The sequence below is a fragment of the Magnetovibrio blakemorei genome, from assembly GCF_001746755.1.
Taxonomy (GTDB): Bacteria; Pseudomonadota; Alphaproteobacteria; order Rhodospirillales; family Magnetovibrionaceae; genus Magnetovibrio; species Magnetovibrio blakemorei.
Genome location: NZ_MCGG01000052.1, coordinates 89,485 through 108,591, shown reverse-complemented (window position 1 = coordinate 108,591; position 19,107 = coordinate 89,485). Strand labels below are relative to the sequence as shown.

General features: G+C 54.4%; 32 protein-coding genes and 3 tRNA genes. 3 read left to right on the top strand and 32 right to left on the bottom strand.

Annotation, left to right across the window (positions count from 1 at the left end):
* Positions 1 to 39: 39 nt before the first annotated feature.
* The 30 genes from rplQ to BEN30_RS13455 form a co-directional block, all read right to left on the bottom strand.
* Complete coding sequence (gene rplQ / locus BEN30_RS13600) at positions 40 to 462, bottom strand: 50S ribosomal protein L17 (RefSeq protein ID WP_069958865.1); 423 nt, start codon at positions 460 to 462, stop codon at positions 40 to 42.
* Between the two features lie 205 nt (positions 463 to 667).
* Positions 668 to 1,687, bottom strand: coding sequence for a DNA-directed RNA polymerase subunit alpha (locus tag BEN30_RS13595; RefSeq protein WP_069958864.1), 1,020 nt, complete (start codon positions 1,685 to 1,687; stop codon positions 668 to 670).
* A 134-nt stretch (positions 1,688 to 1,821) separates the two neighbouring features.
* Complete coding sequence (rpsK, locus tag BEN30_RS13590) at positions 1,822 to 2,214, bottom strand: 30S ribosomal protein S11 (protein WP_069958863.1); 393 nt, start codon at positions 2,212 to 2,214, stop codon at positions 1,822 to 1,824.
* 10 nt (positions 2,215 to 2,224) lie between these two features.
* Complete coding sequence (gene rpsM / locus BEN30_RS13585) at positions 2,225 to 2,593, bottom strand: 30S ribosomal protein S13 (RefSeq protein WP_069958862.1); 369 nt, start codon at positions 2,591 to 2,593, stop codon at positions 2,225 to 2,227.
* 102 nt (positions 2,594 to 2,695) lie between these two features.
* A complete protein-coding gene (locus BEN30_RS13580) occupies positions 2,696 to 3,343 on the bottom strand; it encodes an adenylate kinase (RefSeq protein WP_069958861.1) in 648 nt (215 codons plus the stop codon).
* A 2-nt stretch (positions 3,344 to 3,345) separates the two neighbouring features.
* On the bottom strand, positions 3,346 to 4,683 hold the full coding sequence (gene secY, locus BEN30_RS13575; protein ID WP_069958860.1) for a preprotein translocase subunit SecY: 1,338 nt from the start codon (positions 4,681 to 4,683) through the stop codon (positions 3,346 to 3,348).
* A gap of 27 nt (positions 4,684 to 4,710) precedes the next feature.
* On the bottom strand, positions 4,711 to 5,220 hold the full coding sequence (rplO, locus tag BEN30_RS13570) for a 50S ribosomal protein L15 (protein WP_069958859.1): 510 nt from the start codon (positions 5,218 to 5,220) through the stop codon (positions 4,711 to 4,713).
* A 28-nt stretch (positions 5,221 to 5,248) separates the two neighbouring features.
* Positions 5,249 to 5,443 carry a 50S ribosomal protein L30 gene (gene rpmD / locus BEN30_RS13565; protein WP_069958858.1) on the bottom strand — a complete coding sequence of 65 codons (195 nt, stop codon included), beginning with the start codon at positions 5,441 to 5,443 and terminating at the stop codon, positions 5,249 to 5,251.
* Positions 5,444 to 5,448: 5 nt separating this feature from the next.
* Positions 5,449 to 6,039 carry a 30S ribosomal protein S5 gene (gene rpsE / locus BEN30_RS13560; RefSeq protein WP_084005560.1) on the bottom strand — a complete coding sequence of 197 codons (591 nt, stop codon included), beginning with the start codon at positions 6,037 to 6,039 and terminating at the stop codon, positions 5,449 to 5,451.
* A 7-nt stretch (positions 6,040 to 6,046) separates the two neighbouring features.
* Positions 6,047 to 6,409: a 50S ribosomal protein L18 gene (rplR, locus tag BEN30_RS13555; protein ID WP_069958857.1), complete on the bottom strand. Its 363-nt coding sequence runs from the start codon at positions 6,407 to 6,409 to the stop codon at positions 6,047 to 6,049.
* Positions 6,410 to 6,418: 9 nt separating this feature from the next.
* Entirely contained in the window at positions 6,419 to 6,952 is a 534-nt protein-coding gene (gene rplF, locus BEN30_RS13550; protein WP_069958856.1) for a 50S ribosomal protein L6, read from the bottom strand.
* A 15-nt stretch (positions 6,953 to 6,967) separates the two neighbouring features.
* Positions 6,968 to 7,366 (bottom strand): 30S ribosomal protein S8, encoded by a 399-nt coding sequence (gene rpsH / locus BEN30_RS13545; RefSeq protein ID WP_069958855.1) that lies wholly within the window; start codon positions 7,364 to 7,366, stop codon positions 6,968 to 6,970.
* A gap of 13 nt (positions 7,367 to 7,379) precedes the next feature.
* Positions 7,380 to 7,685, bottom strand: coding sequence for a 30S ribosomal protein S14 (rpsN, locus tag BEN30_RS13540; RefSeq protein ID WP_069958854.1), 306 nt, complete (start codon positions 7,683 to 7,685; stop codon positions 7,380 to 7,382).
* A complete protein-coding gene (gene rplE / locus BEN30_RS13535) occupies positions 7,685 to 8,242 on the bottom strand; it encodes a 50S ribosomal protein L5 (RefSeq protein ID WP_069958853.1) in 558 nt (185 codons plus the stop codon). Before rplE ends, rpsN begins: the two co-directional genes overlap by 1 nt.
* Before the next feature lie 15 nt (positions 8,243 to 8,257).
* Complete coding sequence (gene rplX, locus BEN30_RS13530; RefSeq protein WP_069958852.1) at positions 8,258 to 8,569, bottom strand: 50S ribosomal protein L24; 312 nt, start codon at positions 8,567 to 8,569, stop codon at positions 8,258 to 8,260.
* Positions 8,569 to 8,937, bottom strand: a complete 369-nt coding sequence (gene rplN / locus BEN30_RS13525) for a 50S ribosomal protein L14 (protein WP_069958851.1) — start codon at positions 8,935 to 8,937, stop codon at positions 8,569 to 8,571. The genes rplX and rplN overlap by 1 nt, the downstream gene beginning before the upstream one ends.
* 50 nt (positions 8,938 to 8,987) lie before the next feature.
* The gene (gene rpsQ / locus BEN30_RS13520; RefSeq protein WP_069958850.1) at positions 8,988 to 9,224 is read right to left on the bottom strand and encodes a 30S ribosomal protein S17; all 237 of its coding nucleotides are present in this window, start codon (positions 9,222 to 9,224) and stop codon (positions 8,988 to 8,990) included.
* Between the two features lie 11 nt (positions 9,225 to 9,235).
* The gene (gene rpmC, locus BEN30_RS13515) at positions 9,236 to 9,436 is read right to left on the bottom strand and encodes a 50S ribosomal protein L29 (protein WP_069958849.1); all 201 of its coding nucleotides are present in this window, start codon (positions 9,434 to 9,436) and stop codon (positions 9,236 to 9,238) included.
* 2 nt (positions 9,437 to 9,438) lie between these two features.
* Positions 9,439 to 9,858: a 50S ribosomal protein L16 gene (gene rplP, locus BEN30_RS13510; RefSeq protein ID WP_069958848.1), complete on the bottom strand. Its 420-nt coding sequence runs from the start codon at positions 9,856 to 9,858 to the stop codon at positions 9,439 to 9,441.
* Between the two features lie 35 nt (positions 9,859 to 9,893).
* Complete coding sequence (rpsC, locus tag BEN30_RS13505; protein WP_069958847.1) at positions 9,894 to 10,571, bottom strand: 30S ribosomal protein S3; 678 nt, start codon at positions 10,569 to 10,571, stop codon at positions 9,894 to 9,896.
* Entirely contained in the window at positions 10,571 to 10,951 is a 381-nt protein-coding gene (gene rplV / locus BEN30_RS13500; RefSeq protein ID WP_069958846.1) for a 50S ribosomal protein L22, read from the bottom strand. Before rplV ends, rpsC begins: the two co-directional genes overlap by 1 nt.
* 2 nt (positions 10,952 to 10,953) lie before the next feature.
* On the bottom strand, positions 10,954 to 11,232 hold the full coding sequence (gene rpsS, locus BEN30_RS13495; RefSeq protein ID WP_069958845.1) for a 30S ribosomal protein S19: 279 nt from the start codon (positions 11,230 to 11,232) through the stop codon (positions 10,954 to 10,956).
* 14 nt (positions 11,233 to 11,246) lie between these two features.
* Entirely contained in the window at positions 11,247 to 12,071 is an 825-nt protein-coding gene (gene rplB / locus BEN30_RS13490; protein WP_069958844.1) for a 50S ribosomal protein L2, read from the bottom strand.
* 12 nt (positions 12,072 to 12,083) lie between these two features.
* A complete protein-coding gene (locus BEN30_RS13485; protein ID WP_069958843.1) occupies positions 12,084 to 12,383 on the bottom strand; it encodes a 50S ribosomal protein L23 in 300 nt (99 codons plus the stop codon).
* Positions 12,380 to 13,000, bottom strand: a complete 621-nt coding sequence (gene rplD, locus BEN30_RS13480; RefSeq protein WP_069958842.1) for a 50S ribosomal protein L4 — start codon at positions 12,998 to 13,000, stop codon at positions 12,380 to 12,382. The genes BEN30_RS13485 and rplD overlap by 4 nt, the downstream gene beginning before the upstream one ends.
* Before the next feature lie 5 nt (positions 13,001 to 13,005).
* Complete coding sequence (rplC, locus tag BEN30_RS13475) at positions 13,006 to 13,755, bottom strand: 50S ribosomal protein L3 (protein ID WP_069958841.1); 750 nt, start codon at positions 13,753 to 13,755, stop codon at positions 13,006 to 13,008.
* Between the two features lie 38 nt (positions 13,756 to 13,793).
* Positions 13,794 to 14,102, bottom strand: a complete 309-nt coding sequence (rpsJ, locus tag BEN30_RS13470) for a 30S ribosomal protein S10 (RefSeq protein ID WP_069958840.1) — start codon at positions 14,100 to 14,102, stop codon at positions 13,794 to 13,796.
* 61 nt (positions 14,103 to 14,163) lie between these two features.
* Positions 14,164 to 15,354 carry an elongation factor Tu gene (gene tuf / locus BEN30_RS13465; protein WP_069958839.1) on the bottom strand — a complete coding sequence of 397 codons (1,191 nt, stop codon included), beginning with the start codon at positions 15,352 to 15,354 and terminating at the stop codon, positions 14,164 to 14,166.
* 104 nt (positions 15,355 to 15,458) lie between these two features.
* Positions 15,459 to 15,532: transfer RNA gene (locus BEN30_RS13460), tRNA-Gly, on the bottom strand.
* A gap of 61 nt (positions 15,533 to 15,593) precedes the next feature.
* Positions 15,594 to 15,679 (bottom strand) — tRNA-Tyr (locus tag BEN30_RS13455).
* Positions 15,680 to 15,852: 173 nt separating this feature from the next.
* Here BEN30_RS13455 and rlmB point away from each other — a divergent pair.
* Positions 15,853 to 16,779 (top strand): 23S rRNA (guanosine(2251)-2'-O)-methyltransferase RlmB, encoded by a 927-nt coding sequence (gene rlmB / locus BEN30_RS13450; protein ID WP_084005570.1) that lies wholly within the window; start codon positions 15,853 to 15,855, stop codon positions 16,777 to 16,779.
* A gap of 6 nt (positions 16,780 to 16,785) precedes the next feature.
* Here the strand turns inward: rlmB and BEN30_RS13445 are convergent, their stop codons facing one another.
* A complete protein-coding gene (locus BEN30_RS13445; protein ID WP_069958882.1) occupies positions 16,786 to 17,478 on the bottom strand; it encodes a haloacid dehalogenase type II in 693 nt (230 codons plus the stop codon).
* A 109-nt stretch (positions 17,479 to 17,587) separates the two neighbouring features.
* Between BEN30_RS13445 and BEN30_RS13440 the strand changes: the two genes are divergently transcribed.
* A tRNA-Thr gene (locus BEN30_RS13440) sits at positions 17,588 to 17,663 on the top strand.
* Between the two features lie 148 nt (positions 17,664 to 17,811).
* Positions 17,812 to 18,429, top strand: a complete 618-nt coding sequence (locus BEN30_RS13435; protein WP_069958838.1) for an IS1595 family transposase — start codon at positions 17,812 to 17,814, stop codon at positions 18,427 to 18,429.
* On the opposite strand, the gene BEN30_RS13430 is transcribed toward BEN30_RS13435, so the two are convergent.
* Positions 18,373 to 19,041 (bottom strand): hypothetical protein, encoded by a 669-nt coding sequence (locus tag BEN30_RS13430; RefSeq protein WP_069958837.1) that lies wholly within the window; start codon positions 19,039 to 19,041, stop codon positions 18,373 to 18,375. The two genes, BEN30_RS13435 and BEN30_RS13430, sit on opposite strands and share 57 nt — an antisense overlap.
* Between the last annotated feature and the right edge of the window lie 66 nt (positions 19,042 to 19,107).

The following is a 19,107-nucleotide window of genomic DNA, read 5'->3' as shown; positions in this document are numbered from 1 at the left end:
CTAAAGCTGCCTCTTTTCGAATACAAGATTTGCAAGCGCTTAATCTTCCGCTGCAGCAGCCTCGGCGGCGACACGGGCCTTATCGGCGGCGCCTTTGGCTTCGGGATCACGATCCACCAACTCCAGGTAAGCCATCGGGGCGCAATCGCCATGACGGAAGCCAGCTTTGAGAACGCGGGTGTAACCACCGGGACGTTCTTTGTAGCGCTCTGCCAAGACTGAAAACAACTTTTTGACTGCAGCGTCGTCACGCAGGTAAGAAAAAGCCTGACGACGGGCATGCAGATCACCGCGTTTGCCGAGCGAAATCATTTTGTCGGCGATGCGACGCATTTCTTTCGCTTTGGGCAGCGTGGTTTTGATCTGCTCATGAGTCAAGATAGCCACCGCCATGTTCGAAAACATAGCTTTACGATGGCTGGAGGTGCGGTTCAGTTTACGTAAGCCGTTGCCATGACGCATAACGGTAACTCCTTCTATTTTCTATCCGGCCCCAGAGTGCACACACATCCGTGAGCACACGCAAAGGTCCGATTGCAAAGCCCGCCGCCTCGCCCCTGAAATCCCAAAGGGACATCAGAGGAACGGGTACGACGGGTGTGGACCAAGATGGTCCTGAGCTAAAAGCGCTTTACCACTTTAACCGAAAATCGGTTCATCCAATGGATTAGTAGGGCTCTTCAAGCTTTTTGGCCAAGTCCTCGATATTCTCGGGCGGCCAATTGGGGATATCCATGCCCAGGTGCAGACCCATCTGTGACAGCACTTCCTTAATTTCGTTCAAGGATTTGCGGCCAAAATTCGGGGTGCGGAGCATGTCAGCTTCGGTCTTTTGAACCAAGTCGCCGATATAGATGATGTTGTCGTTCTTGAGGCAATTGGCGGAACGAACCGACAATTCCAACTCGTCGACTTTGCGCAACAAGTTCTTGTTGAACGGCAGCTCGTCGCGAACGTCTTCTTCGGCACTGGCCACGACGGGCTCTTCGAAGTTGACGAACAAACGCAGCTGGTCTTGCAAAATGCGCGCAGCCAAAGCCACAGCGTCATCGGGCGTAACCGAACCGTTGGTGTGAACTTCAAGCGCCAACTTGTCCAAATCGGTCTGTTGACCAACGCGGGTGTTTTCGATCTTGTAGCTGACACGGCGCACCGGAGAGAAAACAGCATCGATGGGGATCAAGCCGATAGGCGGATCCTCAGGACGGTTTTCAGATGCAGCCACATAGCCCTTACCGGTATCAACGGTAAATTCCATGTTGACCTTTTTGCCCTCGTCCAAGTGGAAGAGAACCAAATCCGGGTCCATAACTTCGATTTCCGAACCGGTTTCGATCATTCCTGCGGTAATTTCGCCGGGTTTTTCGACCGATAACGTCATCTTTTTACGGCCTTCGGAGTGCACGCGCAGGCCCAAAGACTTAATGTTCAAGATGATGTCGGTGACGTCTTCACGCACGCCCGGAATGGACGAGAATTCGTGCAGAACGCCATCCACATGGATCGCCGTAACGGCACCCCCACGAAGCGACGAAAGCAAAATACGACGAAGAGCGTTGCCCAAAGTCAGACCGAAGCCGCGTTCCAGCGGTTCAGCGACAATAACAGCGGACCGCGAGGCATCATGCCCCGGAACCACTTCAAGTTTCGCCGGTTTGATCAATTCCTGCCAATTTTTTTGAATCACGGTTGTGACCTCACGCCTGGCACGTTAATGCATTAATGGGCTCGAATGAGCCCTAACTCTATACGACGGCCCCGAATGAATTCCGGGGCCGATAAATAGCGATCCGTTTGGACCAGACCGCTTAAACGCCTCAATTAAACACGACGGCGTTTACGCGGACGGCACCCGTTGTGCGGGATCGGCGTCACGTCACGAATTGACGTGATGGTGAACCCGACTGCCTGCAAAGCACGCAGTGCGGACTCACGACCTGAACCAGGACCCTTCACTTCGACCTCAAGGGTCTGCATGCCATGATCCTGTGCCTTTTTACCGGCATCTTCCGCCGCCATCTGGGCTGCGTAAGGGGTCGATTTGCGCGACCCTTTGAAACCCTGAATACCTGCCGAAGACCAGGAAATCGTATTGCCCTGGGCGTCGGTAATGGTGATCATGGTGTTGTTGAACGTTGAGTTCACGTGCGCGACGCCGGAAACAATGTTCTTGCGCTCGCGGCGACGGGGACGCGCCGTTGATGCTTTAGCCATAACTCAGCCTCTATTTCTTTTTGCCGGCAATGGCCTTTGCAGGGCCCTTGCGCGTGCGTGCGTTGGTGCTGGTGCGCTGACCGCGAACCGGCAGACCACGACGATGACGAAGACCGCGATAGCAGCCCAAGTCCATCAAACGCTTGATGTTCATGGCGACTTCACGACGCAGATCACCTTCGACCTGATAGTCGCTATCAATGGTTTCACGGATTTGAATGACTTCGTCATCCGTGAGTTCATTAACACGACGTTCGGCCGGAATCCCGACCTTCGTGCAGATTTCCTTGGCCTTGGTATTCCCAATTCCATGGATGTATGTGAGCGCAATCACGACCCGTTTGGAGGTCGGAATGTTAACGCCAGCGATTCGAGCCAAAGCCGATACTCCTTAACCTTTGGTTTTCAAAGGCTTCGCGTTGTCAAATAGGTTGAAGAGGCGCGATTATAAGAAATCGCACCCCCGTGTCAATACGAAGTCTTAAGAACCGATCAGGTTCTCCAGTTGCGCGGTGACGTCGTCAATCGGCGCCATCCCGTCAACTTGTTGCAAAATGCCATGATCCCCGTAGTAAGTGGCGATCGGCGCGGTTTGTTCATGGTAGGCACTGAGCCTGTTGCGCACGGTTTCTTCGTTGTCATCAGCGCGGCGGGTGAAATCAGTAGAACCGCACTTATCACAGACTCCGTCCGTGGCAGGTTTTTGGAACGAATCGTGATAGCCAGCACCGCATTTGGAGCACGTATAGCGGCCGCAAATTCGTTCCACCATGGCTTCGTCGTCGACTGTCAGCTCGATAACCTTTCCGAGCTTCAAGGACTTCTCAGCCAACATCTTGTCAAGGGCCTCGGCCTGCGGCACGGTGCGCGGGAAACCGTCAAGGATGAAACCGTTTTTGCAGTCATCTTGATCGACGCGGCTGGAAATCATGCCGATGATGATCTCGTCAGAGACAAGTCCACCAGCTTCCATGATTGCTTTCGCCTGCTTACCCAGGTCCGTTCCAGCTTTCACTTCGGCCCGCAACATGTCGCCCGTGGACAACTGCGTCAAACCGAACTTGTCTTCCAAACGCTTGGACTGAGTTCCCTTACCCGCACCCGGCGGGCCCAATAAAATCAAATTCATAACTAACGTCTCCCCCGTAATTTAGCTTTCTTAATCAGTCCCTCGTATTGATGAGCCATCATGTGGGACTGGACTTGGGCGACCGTATCCAACGTCACGGTCACGACGATCAGCAGCGATGTGCCGCCAAAATAAAAGGGTACTGCATACTGCGACATCAAGATTTCCGGCAGCAAACAAATGGCCGCCAAATACGCCGCTCCGAGAACGGTTAGTCGCGTCAGCACTTTATCTAGGTATTCAGCGGTGTTTTTGCCGGGACGAATGCCGGGAACAAAGCCGCCATACTTTTTCAAATTTTCAGCCGTGTCATGCGGATTGAAGACAACCGCGGTGTAGAAGAACGCAAAAAACACAATCAACATCACGTAAATGATCAAATAAGCCGGCTGCCCACGTCCCATCCAGGCGGTCAACGTGGTCACCCACTCCGGCCCCGCCCCTGCGGCGCTGAGCCCCAAGATGGTAACCGGCAGACCCAAGATCGATCCCGCAAAAATCGGCGGAATCACGCCCGCGGTGTTCAGCTTCAAGGGCAAATGGCTGCTTTCGCCGCCAGTCATACGGTTGCCTTGCTGACGCTTCGGATATTGCACGATGATCCGTCGCTGAGCGCGTTCCATGAACACAATCAAGAAGATAACGCCCACTGCCATAGCCATCAAGGCCAGGATAAAGATGGTCGAGAGTGCCCCGGTGCGACCCAATTCCAACGTACCCGCAATTGCTGTGGGAAGGTTGGCAACGATGCCCGAAAAAATGATCAGTGAAATGCCATTACCGACCCCGCGCTGGGTGATTTGTTCGCCCAACCACATCAAGAACATGGTGCCACCGGTCAGCGTCACCACCGTAGTAAAGCGGAAGAACCAGCCCTGATCCAACACAGCCGCGCCGCTCGACATACTTTCCAAACCAACAGAGATTCCATAGGCCTGCATAATCGTGATCAAAACGGTCAGATAGCGGGTGTATTGGTTGATCTTTTTGCGGCCCGATTCGCCTTCCTTCTTCAGTTGTTCCAGCGATGGTGAAATCGCCGTCATCAACTGCATGATGATGGAAGCCGAGATGTACGGCATGATGTTAAGCGCAAAAATGGTCATACGCGACAGCGCGCCGCCCGTGAACATATCGAACATGCCCAACAGGCCGCCCGAGTTCTGACGGAAGATTTCTGCCAACGCAACAGGATCGATGCCCGGCAAAGGGATATAGGTCCCGAGCCGGTATACGATCAACGCTCCCAGGGTAAACCAGATGCGTTTTTGAAGCTCGGTGCTTTTTTGGAAAGCCCCAAAGTTCATGTTACGAGCCATTTTTTCGGCGGCAGAAGCCATTATTCGTCGTCTCCGGCGCTATGCTGTTTATTTGCCACTCTCGGCGGCGGCTTTAGCTTTACCAATCAAGGCTGGCGTCACGACGACGATGGCAAGCGTGCCCCCCGCCTTTTCGACAGCTGCGACGGCGGCTTTAGAAGCACCAGCGGCTTCGATGTTCAGCTTTGCGGTGACTTCACCACGGGCCAGGATGCGCACGCCGTCGTAACGGCCTTTGATCATGCCGGCTTCGCGCAGAACAGCTTCGTTAATAACCTTTTTGGCATCCAGCTTTTTGCTATCGACGGCCTTTTGCAGCTCACCAATGTTGAGCACAGCATAGGTTTTGGCAAAAATGTTGGTAAACCCACGCTTCGGCAAACGCCGATACAAAGGCATCTGGCCACCTTCGAAGCCGAGGAGCGAAACGCCCGAACGGGACTTCTGGCCCTTGACGCCGCTGCCGGACGTTTTGCCGGTACCGGAACCGATACCGCGACCGATACGCTTGCGATTCTTGGTTGCGCCCGCGTTGTCGCCGATCTGATTGAGGTTCATTGTCTTTATTCCCTATCTGAAAACGGCCTTAGCCGGCTTCTTCAACCCGTACCAGGTGAGCAACCTTGTTGATCATGCCGCGCACTGCGGGCGTATCTTCAAGTTCACGGCTACGGTTAATTTTGTTCAGACCAAGACCCTTGAGGGTCGCGCGTTGATCCTTGGGGCGGCCGATGGGGCTGCCGGTCTGGGTCACGGTGACGGTTTTTTTCGTCGCGGCCATCTCAATTACTCCTTAGTTTCCGTGTCGCCACGGCGTGCGACAATGTCGCTCACCTTGAGGCCACGGCGCGCAGCAACACTGCGCGGCGATGCGCAACGGTTCAGCGCATCGAAGGTTGCTTTGATCATGTTGTGCGGGTTCTGCGAACCGGTGGATTTACACACCACGTCTTGCACGCCCATGGTTTCGAAAATGGCACGCATCGGGCCACCAGCGATCACGCCGGTACCTGCTGGCGCACTGCGCAAAACCACGCGACCGGCACCGTAATGCCCTTCGACGTCATGATGCAGGGTGCGGCCTTCGCGCAGCGCGATTCGAACCATCTTCTTTTTGGCTGTATCGGTTGCTTTGCGAATGGCTTCTGGGACTTCGCGGGCTTTGCCGGTACCAAAACCGACGCGACCTTTGCCGTCACCAACCACCACCAAGGCAGCAAATGAGAAGTTACGACCACCTTTGACGACCTTGGAGACACGGTTAATGCCAACCAAACGGTCGATCAGATCGGATTCTTCACGCTCGCGGCGTTCACCGCCACGAGGGCGGTCGCTGCGAGGACGTTCACGCTTTTGAGGAGCGGGCTGATTCATCATAATCTCCTTAGAACGCCAGACCGGCTTCGCGGGCTGCGTCGGCCAAGGCTTTCACCCGACCATGATACCTGTAACCACCGCGGTCAAAGACAACGTCTTTGACGCCAGCTTTAACGGCGCGCTCAGCGATGAGCTTGCCGACTTCAGCTGCTGCCGCGGTATCGGAGCGGGACTTGAGTTTGGACTTTAAGTCCTTCTCAAGGCTCGACGCCGCCGCGACGGTGTGGCCTTTCAGGTCGTCAATGACCTGGGCATAAATGTACTTACCGGAACGGAAAACCGAAAGACGAGGACGCCCTGCGGACTTCTTGGCGATTTGAGCCCGCGCGCGTTGCTTGCGCCGCTCAAAGAGTTGTTTCGCTGTTGCCATGGTCTTACCTTACTTCTTCTTGCCTTCCTTACGCACGACGAACTCGTCGGCGTAACGGACACCCTTGCCTTTGTAGGGCTCAGGCGGGCGGAAACCACGAATATCAGACGCGATCTGACCGACTTTTTGTTTGTCGGCACCAGAAATATCAATGGTCGTCTGATCGGGACAGTTGATGGTGATACCCTGGGGCACCGGCACCACGACTTCATGAGAGAAGCCGAGAGCCAACACGAGGTCGCTCCCCCTGATCTGAGCGCGATAACCAACGCCCGAGATCAACAGCTTTTTCGTAAAGCCCTGAGATACGCCCTCAACCAGATTGTTGATGATGCTGCGAGACATCCCCCACATCTGACGAGCGCGCGGCGCACCTTCACGCGGATCAACCTTCACATCGTTGTCGTTGATGGTCACAACAACGTCGTCGGTTAAAGTCGCACTCAATTCACCAAGCTTGCCCTTTGCCGTAACAACAAGGCCAGACATCGCGACGCTAACGCCATCGGGAATCTGAACAGGGTTTTTACCGATACGAGACATGATCTGTATCCCCCCTTAAAAGACTTGGCACAACACTTCACCGCCCACGTTGGCCACACGGGCCTCTGCGTCAGACATGACGCCACGGGGGGTGGAGATGATGGAGATGCCGAGACCGTTATAGACCTTGGAAAGGTCTTTGATTTTCGAGTACACGCGACGACCGGGCCTGGAAACACGAGAAATCTCCTGAATCGCGGGCGCACCTTCGTGGTACTTGAGTTCGATCTTGAGCGCACGAATACCGGGACGGTCTTCGTACTCTTCAAAACTACGGATGAAGCCTTCGCGCTTGAGAACATCAAGAACGTTAGCGCGCAACTTGGACGACGGCGCAACAACAGAGGACTTCTTAGCCATCTGACCGTTACGGATACGGGTCAGCATATCGCCCAAAGGATCTGACATGGACATGTGTCTGTCTCCCCTACCAGCTCGACTTGACTACGCCGGGGATTTGTCCCGCCGAAGCCAGATCACGCAGTGCGATGCGCGAGAGCTTAAATTTACGATAGTTTCCGCGCGGACGACCAGAAAGGCCACACCGCAAACGGAGGCGAATCTCAGCAGAATTACGCGGAAGCTCAGCAAGCTTCAGTTGCGCGTTGAAACGATCTTCCAAGGACAAACTGTCGTCCACGGTCATCGCTTTCAAACGGGCACGCTTCGTCGCGTATTTCTTCACCAAACGTTCGCGCTTCAAATTGCGTTCGATTGAGCTTTTCTTAGCCATTACTGGTTGCCTCCAGTCTCGCCGGCGAACGGCATGTTGAGGTGGCGAAGCAAGGCTTTTGCTTCTGCATCGGTCTTTGCGCTGGTGCAGATAACGATATCCATACCGCGAACCTTATCGACCTTATCGTAATCGATTTCGGGGAACACAATCTGTTCCTTAAGACCCATAGCGAAGTTGCCATTGCCGTCAAAGCCCGTACCCTTCACGCCACGGAAGTCACGTACGCGCGGCAGCGCGATGTTGACCAAGCGGTCGTAGAATTCGTACATCTGGTCTTTGCGCAAAGTCACCATCGTGCCGATGACCATTTCTTCACGCAGCTTAAACGCCGCGATCGATTTTTTCGCTTTGGTGGTCACAGGCTTTTGGCCGGTGATCAAGGTGAGGTCGGAAACAGGCCCATCGATTTTTTTCTTATCTTGGGAAGCTTCACCAACACCCATGTTCAAAACGATTTTCGTCAGCTTCGGGACCTGCATGGGGTTCGTATAATTGAACTCCGCCTGCAGCGCCGGAACGACGGTCTCGTTATACACTTGTTTCAAGCGTGCCATTTTTGTGTCCCTTCCTTAATCAATGACCACGCCGGAACGCTTTGCATAGCGCACCTTGCGGCCATCAACGTCCTTAAAGCCAACGCGCGTCGGCTTGTCGTCCTTGGGGTCCAAGTGGGCGATATTGGAAAGATGGATAGAAGCCTCTTTCTCGATAATGCCGCCTTCGGACGTCTGGGTGGGACGGGTATGACGTTTGACAACGTTCACGCCCTGCACGATTGCAAGATTGTCACTCGGATTTACACTCAACACTTCGCCGGTTTTACCCTTGGAGCGTCCTGTGAGCACGACGACCTTGTCGCCTTTTTTAATTTTGCTCGCCATTACAATACCTCGGGCGCCAATGAAATGATCTTCATGTAGTTTTTGGCGCGCAGTTCACGTGTCACTGGGCCAAAAATACGCGTGCCGATCGGTTCGTTGTTGTTGTTCAACAGAACAGCAGCGTTGTTGTCGAACCGGATGGTCTGGCCGTCAGCACGTTGAATGTCCTTGGCTGTACGCACAACAACAGCGCGGTGCACGTCGCCTTTTTTAACGCGGCCACGTGGGATCGCTTCTTTAACAGAAACGACGATCACATCGCCAACAGAAGCATACCGACGCTTCGAACCACCCAACACCTTGATGCATTGCACCCGGCGTGCGCCCGAATTGTCTGCAACCTCCAGATTTGATTCAACTTGAATCATGGGGTTATTCCTTTTTCCGTGTCACGGTCTCTGCGGTTAAGTCAGGTGACTTAGGCAGACTCAGTGACAACTTCCCAACATTTACGCTTTGAAAGCGGACGGCATTCGCGGATGCGGATGATGTCGCCTTCTTTTACAACGTTTGCTTCGTCGTGCGCGGCATATTTTTTAGATTTGCGCACGTATTTTTTGTAAATCGGGTGCATAACGCGGCGTTCGACCAAAACAGTAACCGTTTTGTCTTGCTTGTCGCTCACCACGACGCCCTGAAGAACACGTTTAGGCATTCTCGTTCTCCTTACGACGCGGCAGCGCTGGTGCGCTCGCCGATAATGGTCTTGATGCGCGCAATGTCTTTGCGAATTGCATTTTTGCGCGCGGTGTTATCAAGCTGCCCACTGGCGGCTTGAAAACGCAGGTTGAAGGACTCTTTACGCAAGTCCAGCAGCTGCGCCTTAAGCTCGTCGTCGCTTTTGGTGCGAACGTCGGATGCTTTCATAATTAATCCTCCTCGCCAAAGCGACACACAAACTTGGTGCGGATCGGCAATTTCGCCGTGGCCAACTCGAACGCGCGCTCTGCAACGTCACGAGGAACACCATCAACTTCGAACAAGATACGGCCGGGTTTAACGCGGCACGCCCAATATTCAATTGAACCCTTACCCTTACCCTGACGAACTTCGGCAGGCTTTTGAGTAACCGGAACATCCGGGAAAATACGACACCACACACGGCCCGCACGCTTCATGTGACGGGTTAATGCGCGACGCGCAGCTTCGATCTGACGTGCTGTCAGACGATCCGGTGCCATGGCTTTGAGGCCGTAGCTACCGAAATCAACAGTATAACCACCCTTGGCCAGGCCATGGATGCGGCCTTTGAAGGCCTTGCGGAATTTAGTACGTTTGGGGCTCAGCATTGTCTGCTTTCCCTTGCCTTTATGTTAATGTGGGCTTAGCGCTGCGGTTGCTGCGCTTGAGCTTTCTTTTCAGTCGCCATCGGATCATGAGCAAGAATGTCGCCCTTATAGATCCAAACCTTGATTCCGCAAACCCCATAAGTGGTGTGAGCAGATGCGACGGCGTAATCAACGTCAGCGCGCAGCGTGTGCAACGGAACGCGGCCTTCACGGTACCACACGGTACGCGCGATTTCCGCGCCGCCCAAACGGCCTGCGCAGTTGATGCGGATGCCCTCAGCGCCAAGACGCATGGCCGACTGAACGGCCCGCTTCACGGCACGACGGGTGGACACACGCCGTTCAAGTTGCTGAGCAATGTTGTCTGCCACCAACTGAGCATCGATTTCCGGCTTGCGGATTTCAACGATGTTGAGGCTGACTTCAGCTTTGGTCAGCTTTGCAACTTCAAGGCGAATTTTCTCGATGTCCGCGCCCTTCTTGCCGATCACCACACCCGGACGGGCGGAGTAGATCGTCACACGAGCTTTTTTCGCCGGACGTTCGATAATGATCTTAGAAACGCTCGCCTGTTTCAACTTCTCAGTCAAAAAACTGCGGATCTTGATATCTTCATGCAACATTTCGGCATAATTGCCGTCAGCATACCAGCGGGAATCCCACGTGCGGTTGATGCCGAGACGGAAGCCGATCGGGTTGATCTTATGTCCCATTATACGGTCTCCTCGCGCTCACGAACAATCAAACGCAGATTGCTGAACGGTTTTTGGATACGGCCAACACGGCCACGGGCGCGGGCTTTCCAACGCTTCATCACCATCGCACGGCCAGCGGTGGCCTCAGCGACATAGAGACGATCGACGTCGAGCTGATGATTGTTTTCTGCATTCGCAATCGCGGATTCCAGAAGCTTTTTCACGTCCAGCGCGATGCGGCGCTTGGAAAACGTCAGCTGGCCAAGAGCCAATTCGCAGCTTTTACCGCGGATTGAACCACAAACCAAGTTCAGTTTCTGTGGGCTGACGCGAATCATCTTCGCAAAAGCCATTGCTTCGTTGTCCGCCAATGAGCGTTCAGCGCTTTTCTTACCCATGATCAGCTCCTCTTGCCCTTCTTGTCTGCGGCATGCCCCAGATATGTGCGGGTTGGCGAAAACTCACCGAATTTGTGACCGATCATTTCTTCGGAAACGATAACGGGCACAAACTTTTTGCCGTTATAGACACCAAAGGTGAGGCCAACAAACTGCGGCAAAACGGTAGAACGACGCGACCAAGTTTTGATGACTTGATTGCGGCCGGCGTCACGAGCGGCATCTGCTTTCTTCAGCAAATAACCATCGACGAACGGACCTTTCCATACGGAACGCGGCACTGTGCCTCTCCTACTTACTTAGCACGGCGGCGCATAATCATGCCGTCCGTCTTCTTGTTCTTACGAGTGCGCTTGCCTTTAGTAGGCTTGCCCCACGGTGTAACCGGATGACGACCACCAGATGTACGACCTTCGCCGCCACCATGAGGGTGATCAACCGGGTTCATGGCGACGCCACGCACGCTCGGACGTTTGCCAAGCCAGCGACTACGGCCAGCTTTGCCAATCTTGATGTTCTGTTGGTCAGCGTTCGATACAGCGCCAATGGTGGCCATGCATTCGCCGCGGATCAAACGCAACTCACCAGATGCCAAACGCAGCTGGGCGTAGCCTTGATCTTTACCGACCAATTGAACGTAAGTCCCGGCGCTACGTGCGATCTGAGCACCCTTACCGGGCTTCATTTCGACGTTGTGAATGATCGTGCCGACCGGAATGCTCGACAGCGGCAGGGCATTGCCCGGCTTAATGTCGACGCTTTTGCCGGCAACGACTTGATCACCTTCGGTCAAACGCTGGGGCGCAATGATGTAAGCGCGCTCACCATCTTCGTACGCGATCAATGCGATGAATGCGGTGCGGTTGGGATCATATTCCAAACGCTCTACCGTACCGACAACGTCGAACTTGTTGCGCTTGAAATCAATGATGCGATAACGACGCTTATGACCGCCACCAATACGACGCGCGGTGATGCGTCCGGTGTTGTTGCGGCCACCGTTTTTGCGCAAGCCTTCGGTCAATGCCTTTTCAGGCTTGCCCTTATAAAGACCCGTACGGTCAACCGTAACCAGGTTACGTTGGCTCGGTGTCGTTGGTTTGTATTGCTTCAGTGCCATGACTTAAATTCCTTAGACGCCAGTGGTCACATCAATGGAGTCACCATCGGACAGCGTGACGATCGCTTTTTTCATATCGTCACGTTTGCCCGGGCGTCCGCGAAACTTTTTGATCTTGCCCTTCTGGATCAGGGTGTTGACACCTTGAACCTTAACTTTGAAGAGTTCTTCGACCGCTGCGCGGATCTCCGGCTTAGATGCGTCCATAGAGACTTCAAACGCAACTTGGTTATGCTCGCTCATCAGTGTCGCCTTCTCGGTGATGAGAGGACGGCGGATCACTTCGAACATACGTTCTTTGCTGACGCTCATTTCAGACGCTCCTGCAACTGGACTACGGCGTCCTGGGTCAACACCAAGGTGTCGTGCCGCAAGATGTCATAGACGTTAGCGCCCTGGGTCGGCAGCACATCGAGACCGATGATGTTGCCAGCGGCGAGCGCAAAGTTCTTGTTGACTTGGGCGCCGTCGATAACCAGAGCAGAACCCCAGCCGAGCGAGGCCAGCAATTTGTTCAGCTCAGACGTTTTCGGCGCCTTCATTTCGGTGTTGTCGACAATCACCAACTTGCCGGAAGCCTGTTTTGAGGACAACGCGGTCTTCAAAGCCAACTTGCGGAATTTTTTCGTCAACTGGTGATCGTAAGCACGCGGCTGCGGGCCAAAAACGATACCACCACCACGGTGCTTCGGCGAACGCGAAGTCCCCTGACGGGCGCTACCGGTGCCCTTTTGCTTGAACGGCTTCTTGCCGCCGCCGGACACGTCGGAACGGCCTTTGGTGGCGTGGGTGCCTGCACGACGTTTGGCAAGCTGCCAATTGACGTAGCGCGCCAAGAGATCGGAGCGAACTTCGAGGCCGAAAATCGACTCATCGAGCTCTACGCTGCCGGCCTTCTTGTTTTCGAGGCTAATCACATCGAGTTTCATCGCTCTTATTCCTTCTCAGCCTGAGGCGCGTCTTCAGCCACAGCTTCCGCAGCGGGAGCTTCAGCAGGCGCTTCGGAGGCGGCGTTCCGCAACTGAGCGGGGAACGGCAGACCTTCTGGCATGGTTTTCTTGACCGCATCGCGAACCAAAACCCAACCACCAGCGGAACCGGGCACGGCGCCCTTCACCAAGATCAAACCACGAGCTTCATCCGTAGAGACGACTTCGAGGTTCAGCGTGGTCACCCGTTCGGCACCCATATGTCCAGCCATTTTTTTGCCCTTGAACACCTTACCGGGGTCCTGACACTGGCCAGTGGAGCCGTGCGAACGGTGAGAAACAGACACACCGTGCGAAGCACGCAAGCCGCCGAAGTTGTGACGCTTCATCGCACCGGCAAAACCTTTACCGATGGATGTTCCGGTCACGTCCACGAACTGGCCGCCAACAAAGTGAGAGGCCGCAATTTCTGCGCCCACTTCCACCATAGCATTGGCAGGAACGCGGAATTCGACGAGTTTCTTTTTCGGTTCAACCTTAGCCTTGGCGAAGTGGCCCCGTTGGGCTTTCGTTTGACGTTTGGCTTTCGCGGCGCCGACACCGAGTTGGAGGGCCGTGTAGCCGTCCTTGTCGTCTGTCTTGTGCGCCACAACCTGGCAATTGTCCACTTTTAGCACGGTCACGGGAACGTGAGTGCCATCGTCTTTAAAGACGCGGGACATACCAACCTTTTGGGCAATTAATCCGGTACGCATTGGTCCCTTCCTAAGCCTTTTCTGTGAGGCTTATAAAGTTAGAGTTTAATTTCAACGTCCACACCAGCAGCGAGGTCGAGCTTCATCAGCGCGTCAACGGTCTGAGGGGTGGGGTCAACAATATCCAGCACCCGCTTGTGGGTACGAATTTCGAATTGTTCACGCGACTTTTTATCAATATGCGGGCCGCGCAGAACGGTAAATTTCTCGATCCGGGTGGGCAGCGGGATTGGGCCACGCACCTCAGCGCCTGTGCGCTTGGCGGTGTTCACAATCTCACTCGCGGACTGATCCAGTACGCGATGGTCAAAGGCCTTAAGCCGAATGCGAATATTCTGGTGTTCCATTTTTTGAACCTGTCCAGTTGGATGCCCCGTCCGAAAATCGGACGGGGGTAATCCGTAACGTTTAAGCGATCACCTTAGAGACGACGCCAGCACCAACGGTGCGGCCGCCTTCACGGATAGCGAAGCGCAAGCCTTCATCCATGGCGATCGGCGCAATCAGCTCGACTTCCATAGCGATGTTGTCGCCCGGCATAACCATTTCCGTGCCTTCCGGCAACGTGCACATGCCCGTTACGTCGGTGGTGCGGAAATAGAACTGCGGACGGTACTTGGTAAAGAACGGCGTGTGACGGCCACCCTCTTCCTTCGTCAAAATATAAGCTTCAGCCGTGAACTTGGTGTGCGGCGTGATCGAACCGGGCTTGGCCAAAACCTGACCACGCTCAACATCGTCACGCGCCGTGCCACGCAGCAACACACCAACGTTGTCGCCAGCTTCGCCGGAATCCAGCAGCTTGCGGAACATTTCAACGCCCGTACAGGTCGTCTTCACGGTGGGCTTCAAGCCGACGATTTCGATTTCTTCGCCAACTTTAACAGCGCCGCTTTCGATACGACCGGTCACAACCGTGCCACGGCCGGAAATCGAGAACACGTCTTCGATCGGCATCAGGAACGGCTTGTCTTTCGGACGGTCAGGCTGCGGAATGTAATCATCAACGGCCTTCATCAGTTCAAGAATGGAATTCTTGCCGATTTCGTCGTCACGGCCTTCAAGTGCGGCCAGAGCCGAGCCTTTAACGATGGGAATATCATCGCCGGGGAAGTCGTAAGAGGACAGCAACTCGCGGATTTCCATTTCCACCAGTTCCAGCAACTCTTCGTCGTCAACCTGATCGACTTTGTTCATGTACACGACCAATGCCGGAACGCCAACCTGACGCGCCAACAAGATGTGCTCGCGAGTCTGCGGCATGGGGCCATCAGCAGCCGAAACCACCAAAATGCCACCGTCCATCTGCGCGGCACCCGTGATCATGTTCTTCACATAATCCGCGTGACCCGGGCAATCGACGTGGGCGTAGTGACGCGCATCCGTCGTGTATTCGACGTGTGCGGTCGAAATCGTGATACCGCGGGCGCGCTCTTCAGGAGCTTTGTCGATGTCGGCATAGCCGGAGAACGTGGCTCCGCCCGTTTCTGCCAAAACCTTCGTGATCGCAGCCGTCAACGTCGTCTTGCCATGGTCAACGTGACCAATCGTGCCGATGTTGCAATGCGGTTTATTACGCTGAAATTTTTCTTTGGCCATTTCCGACTTCCTTAAACATTACGGTAACCACAAAACAAATAGATCAAAGCCCAATTCGCAATCAAATCAAGCGGACCTACACACTAGCTTGCCCCGAAAAGAGTTGGAGCGGGTGAAGGGAATCGAACCCTCGTCGTAAGCTTGGAAGGCTTCTGCTCTACCATTGAGCTACACCCGCAAGCGGAACTCCAACCCCTTAAAGGGTTCCGGCCAGTGCTCGGCACCTGCGTACATAAGGATGGTGGAGGGGGTTGGATTCGAACCAACGTAGACGTACGTCAGCGGATTTACAGTCCGCCCCCTTTAGCCACTCGGGCACCCCTCCATATCCTTAGGATGCACGCCGGATTACCGACGGTCCGGACGGTGCGCAATATGAACATTTACAACGCCGTGTCAACCGCCGAATGGCTTGAGCAGCTAAAGTTTTTTTGGACTTCGCGCCATATCGTGCAAAAGAGCGGAGACAAAGGCCCATTCATAATGATAAAAGCGGCCATGGCTAAACATAAAAAACCCAACCGCCCCCCTCGCTCCGGTGCCCGCTCCGGCCCCCGATCCGACTTTGAAACCGGTCGTTCGGACCCATCGCATCGCGCTGACCGCACTCGCGGCCCCCGCGGCACAGAAGATGGGGAGAGCGAAGCGCTCCGGCGCGTTCTCAACACCAACAATCAATTGCTGTACGGTGCGCATGCGTGCCTCGCGGCCATTGCGAATCCGGAACGCGACATCCATCGCATCGTTTTGGCGACCCAAAGCGCCGACGAGTTGGAAGTTCCGGTGTGCGACGCCGCAAACGCCGTATTTGCCGAATGCCAAGTGACACGCCCCAAAATTGAATGGCGTGATCGTCGCGAAATCAATGACTTATTGCCGCGCGATGCCGTCCATCAAGGCATTTGTATTGACACCAAGCCCCTGCCCCACCCGGTTCTGGAAGACATCATAGATGACGCCCAGGGTCTGCCCAGCGCATGCATTGTCGTGTTGGACCAAGCCACCGACCCGCGCAACATCGGGGCTGTCATGCGCACCGCCGCCGCCTTTGGCGCCATGGCTGTGGTGGTTCAAGACAAGCACGCCCCCGACATCACCGGCGCGCTGGCCAAAGCCGCGTCCGGTGCGGTGGAACGTTTGCCTTACATCAAGGTCACCAACTTGGCGCGCACCTTGGACCAGCTCAAAGCCGCCGAATTTTGGTGTGTCGGATTCGACGGACAAGCCCAGGACTATTTGTCGGGCAAGACCCTGCAAGGGCGCAACGCCATCGTTTTGGGTGCCGAAGGGGCCGGTTTGCGGCGATTAACCCGCGAAACCTGCGATTTGCTGGTGAAAATTCCCATCAGCGACGCGGTGGAGAGCCTCAACCTCTCCAACGCCGCCGCCATCGCGCTGTTTCAGTTCGCCCAATCGAATTCTTAAGCGGGTTCACGTCCCCAAAACCAACGCCGCCAGACCCGTCAGGTCCTTAAGCTCAGCCTTGGGGGGGAAACCCAGCGTTTCAGGGACTTGTCCGGCGCGGTTCACCCACGCCGCTTGAAAACCGAACGCGCTGGCTCCCATGGCGTCCCATCCGTTGGACGACACGAAGCAAATGCGCTCTTTGCTCACCCCCAAACGGTCCACCGCCAATTGATAAACGCGGGGGTCGGGCTTGTAGATGCCGACGTCCTCAATGGACAACACCGAATCCAACAGCGCGCCAATGCCCGCCGCCTCAACCGCGCTGGCGAGCATGCCGGGCGTGCCATTGGACAAAATCGCCGTCTTCAGTCCCGCCTCTTTCAGCGTGCTCAGCATCGCGGGAACTTCCGGATACGTGTCCAACACTTCATACAATGCCATCAGCTTGGTGCGCAGTGCGGCGTCCTGAAGGTCCAGCGTTTGCAGGGCAAAATCCAATGCCCGCCCGGTCATCTCATAAAAATCCAAATGCCGCCCCATGAGACTCGACAGCCACGTGTATTGAAGCTGCTTGGTACGCCAAATCTCCGCCAGTTGCCCAGCTTTATCGCCCAAATCGCCCTGGCACTTGGCGGCGGCGGCGTTGACGTCCAGCAACGTCCCGTAGGCATCAAAAACGCACGCGTCAATATCGGTAAAAGAGGAGGCCTCGGTCATTTTTTCACCCAATCCATCGTAATCCGTCAGTATAACCTCACCTGCCCACTTGCCGTAACGCTTTGTCGAGGGTATATGTCCGGGGCAACGACACCAAAACAACACCTGTGCCGGCTTAGCTCAGTTGGTAGAGCACCTGATTTGTAATCAGGGGGTCACGAGTTCGAATCTTGTAGCCGGCACCATTTTATTGAATATTTTCAATTGATTAAACAAAGAAAAATGGCGCCAATTCGGCGCCATTTTCATTTGTGAATACTTTTGTGAATGTATTTTTAGGCTATTTTAAGGGGCTGTCCCAGATAACCAAGATTTGGGGTTATCATGGGAAGCATGCGCAAGAGTCGACTTAGCAGGTATAAACAAGATCGCTTGATTGAGCATTTTGTCGCGGGCACGACGGCCCGGACTGCGGCGAGCCTGTGCGGTGTGAACCGCAAGACAGCCGCCTTCTATTTTCTGCGCCTGCGCGAGATCATCGCCGTTGAACTGGAGGCAGAGAGCGAGGCAATGTTCGGCGGCGAGGTCGAAGTGGATGAAAGCTATTTCGGCGGCAAGCGGAAGGGTAAGCGTGGACGTGGGGCCGCCGGTAAAATCCCTGTATTTGGCCTGCTGAAGCGCGGCGGTAGGGTCTACACAAAAACGATTCCCGATGCCAGTTCAGCGACCTTGTTGCCAATCATAGAACGCAAAGTTGTTCCTGATAGCATCGTATATTCGGACTGTTGGCGTGGTTATAATGTGTTGGACGTATCGGATTTTCACCACTTTCGGATCAACCACTCCGAACTCTTTGCAGACAAACAAAACCACATCAACGGGATTGAGAATTTTTGGAACCAGGCCAAGCGCCACATGCGTAAATTCAACGGTGTTCCAAAAGCCCATTTCGGCCTATTTTTGAAGGAATGTGAGTGGCGTTTTAACAACAGTGATCTGTTTCCACGTTAACTCGCGGCGAATATCGGCAAGTTCGTCCCTAGTAAATGGTCGCCTATCGCTTTGCTCCTTGAATCCTTCCGGGGGCTTTTCTAGTGAAATATTCGCGATAAGAGGCTTTTCTTTCGCTTCCATGATGTTTTTGGGCAGACGCTTAAAAAACAAGCGCAATACCCAGAGTTCAGTATTGACCGTGCTAACAGATGGTGCCGGGGAAAATTCAGTACGACGATTATCTTTATAGTCGTCAATCTGATCCTCACCGATTTCACGAACGTCCATGTCCCCAAAATATGGCTTCAAGTAAAGCTGGAGAGGCGAAAGGATCGCGGTTCGCTTTCGACTAATTTTCTCAGCCTCAAGCACCTCAATCCATTTGTCAGCCTGATGACGAAACAACACTCGGTCCAGAGTATGCCCCGCGCGGTGGCGTCGAACCAGATCCTTGTAAGCACGTTCAGCGGCATCATAAGCTTTGCGGCGATCCGTCACTTTAGTCGACTTGATATAATACTTGCCGCCAACGTACGCCCGATACTGCCACCTGCCGTTCTTAGCACCTGGGCGGCGATATATGCACAAGTTGTCGTTAATAAATTCCTGATCTTGATAAAAATTGACCATTTTAGCCTGTAAATAATTTATGTGAATATGTGAGTTAAATGTGAATATATCAATAACTTAGACCAT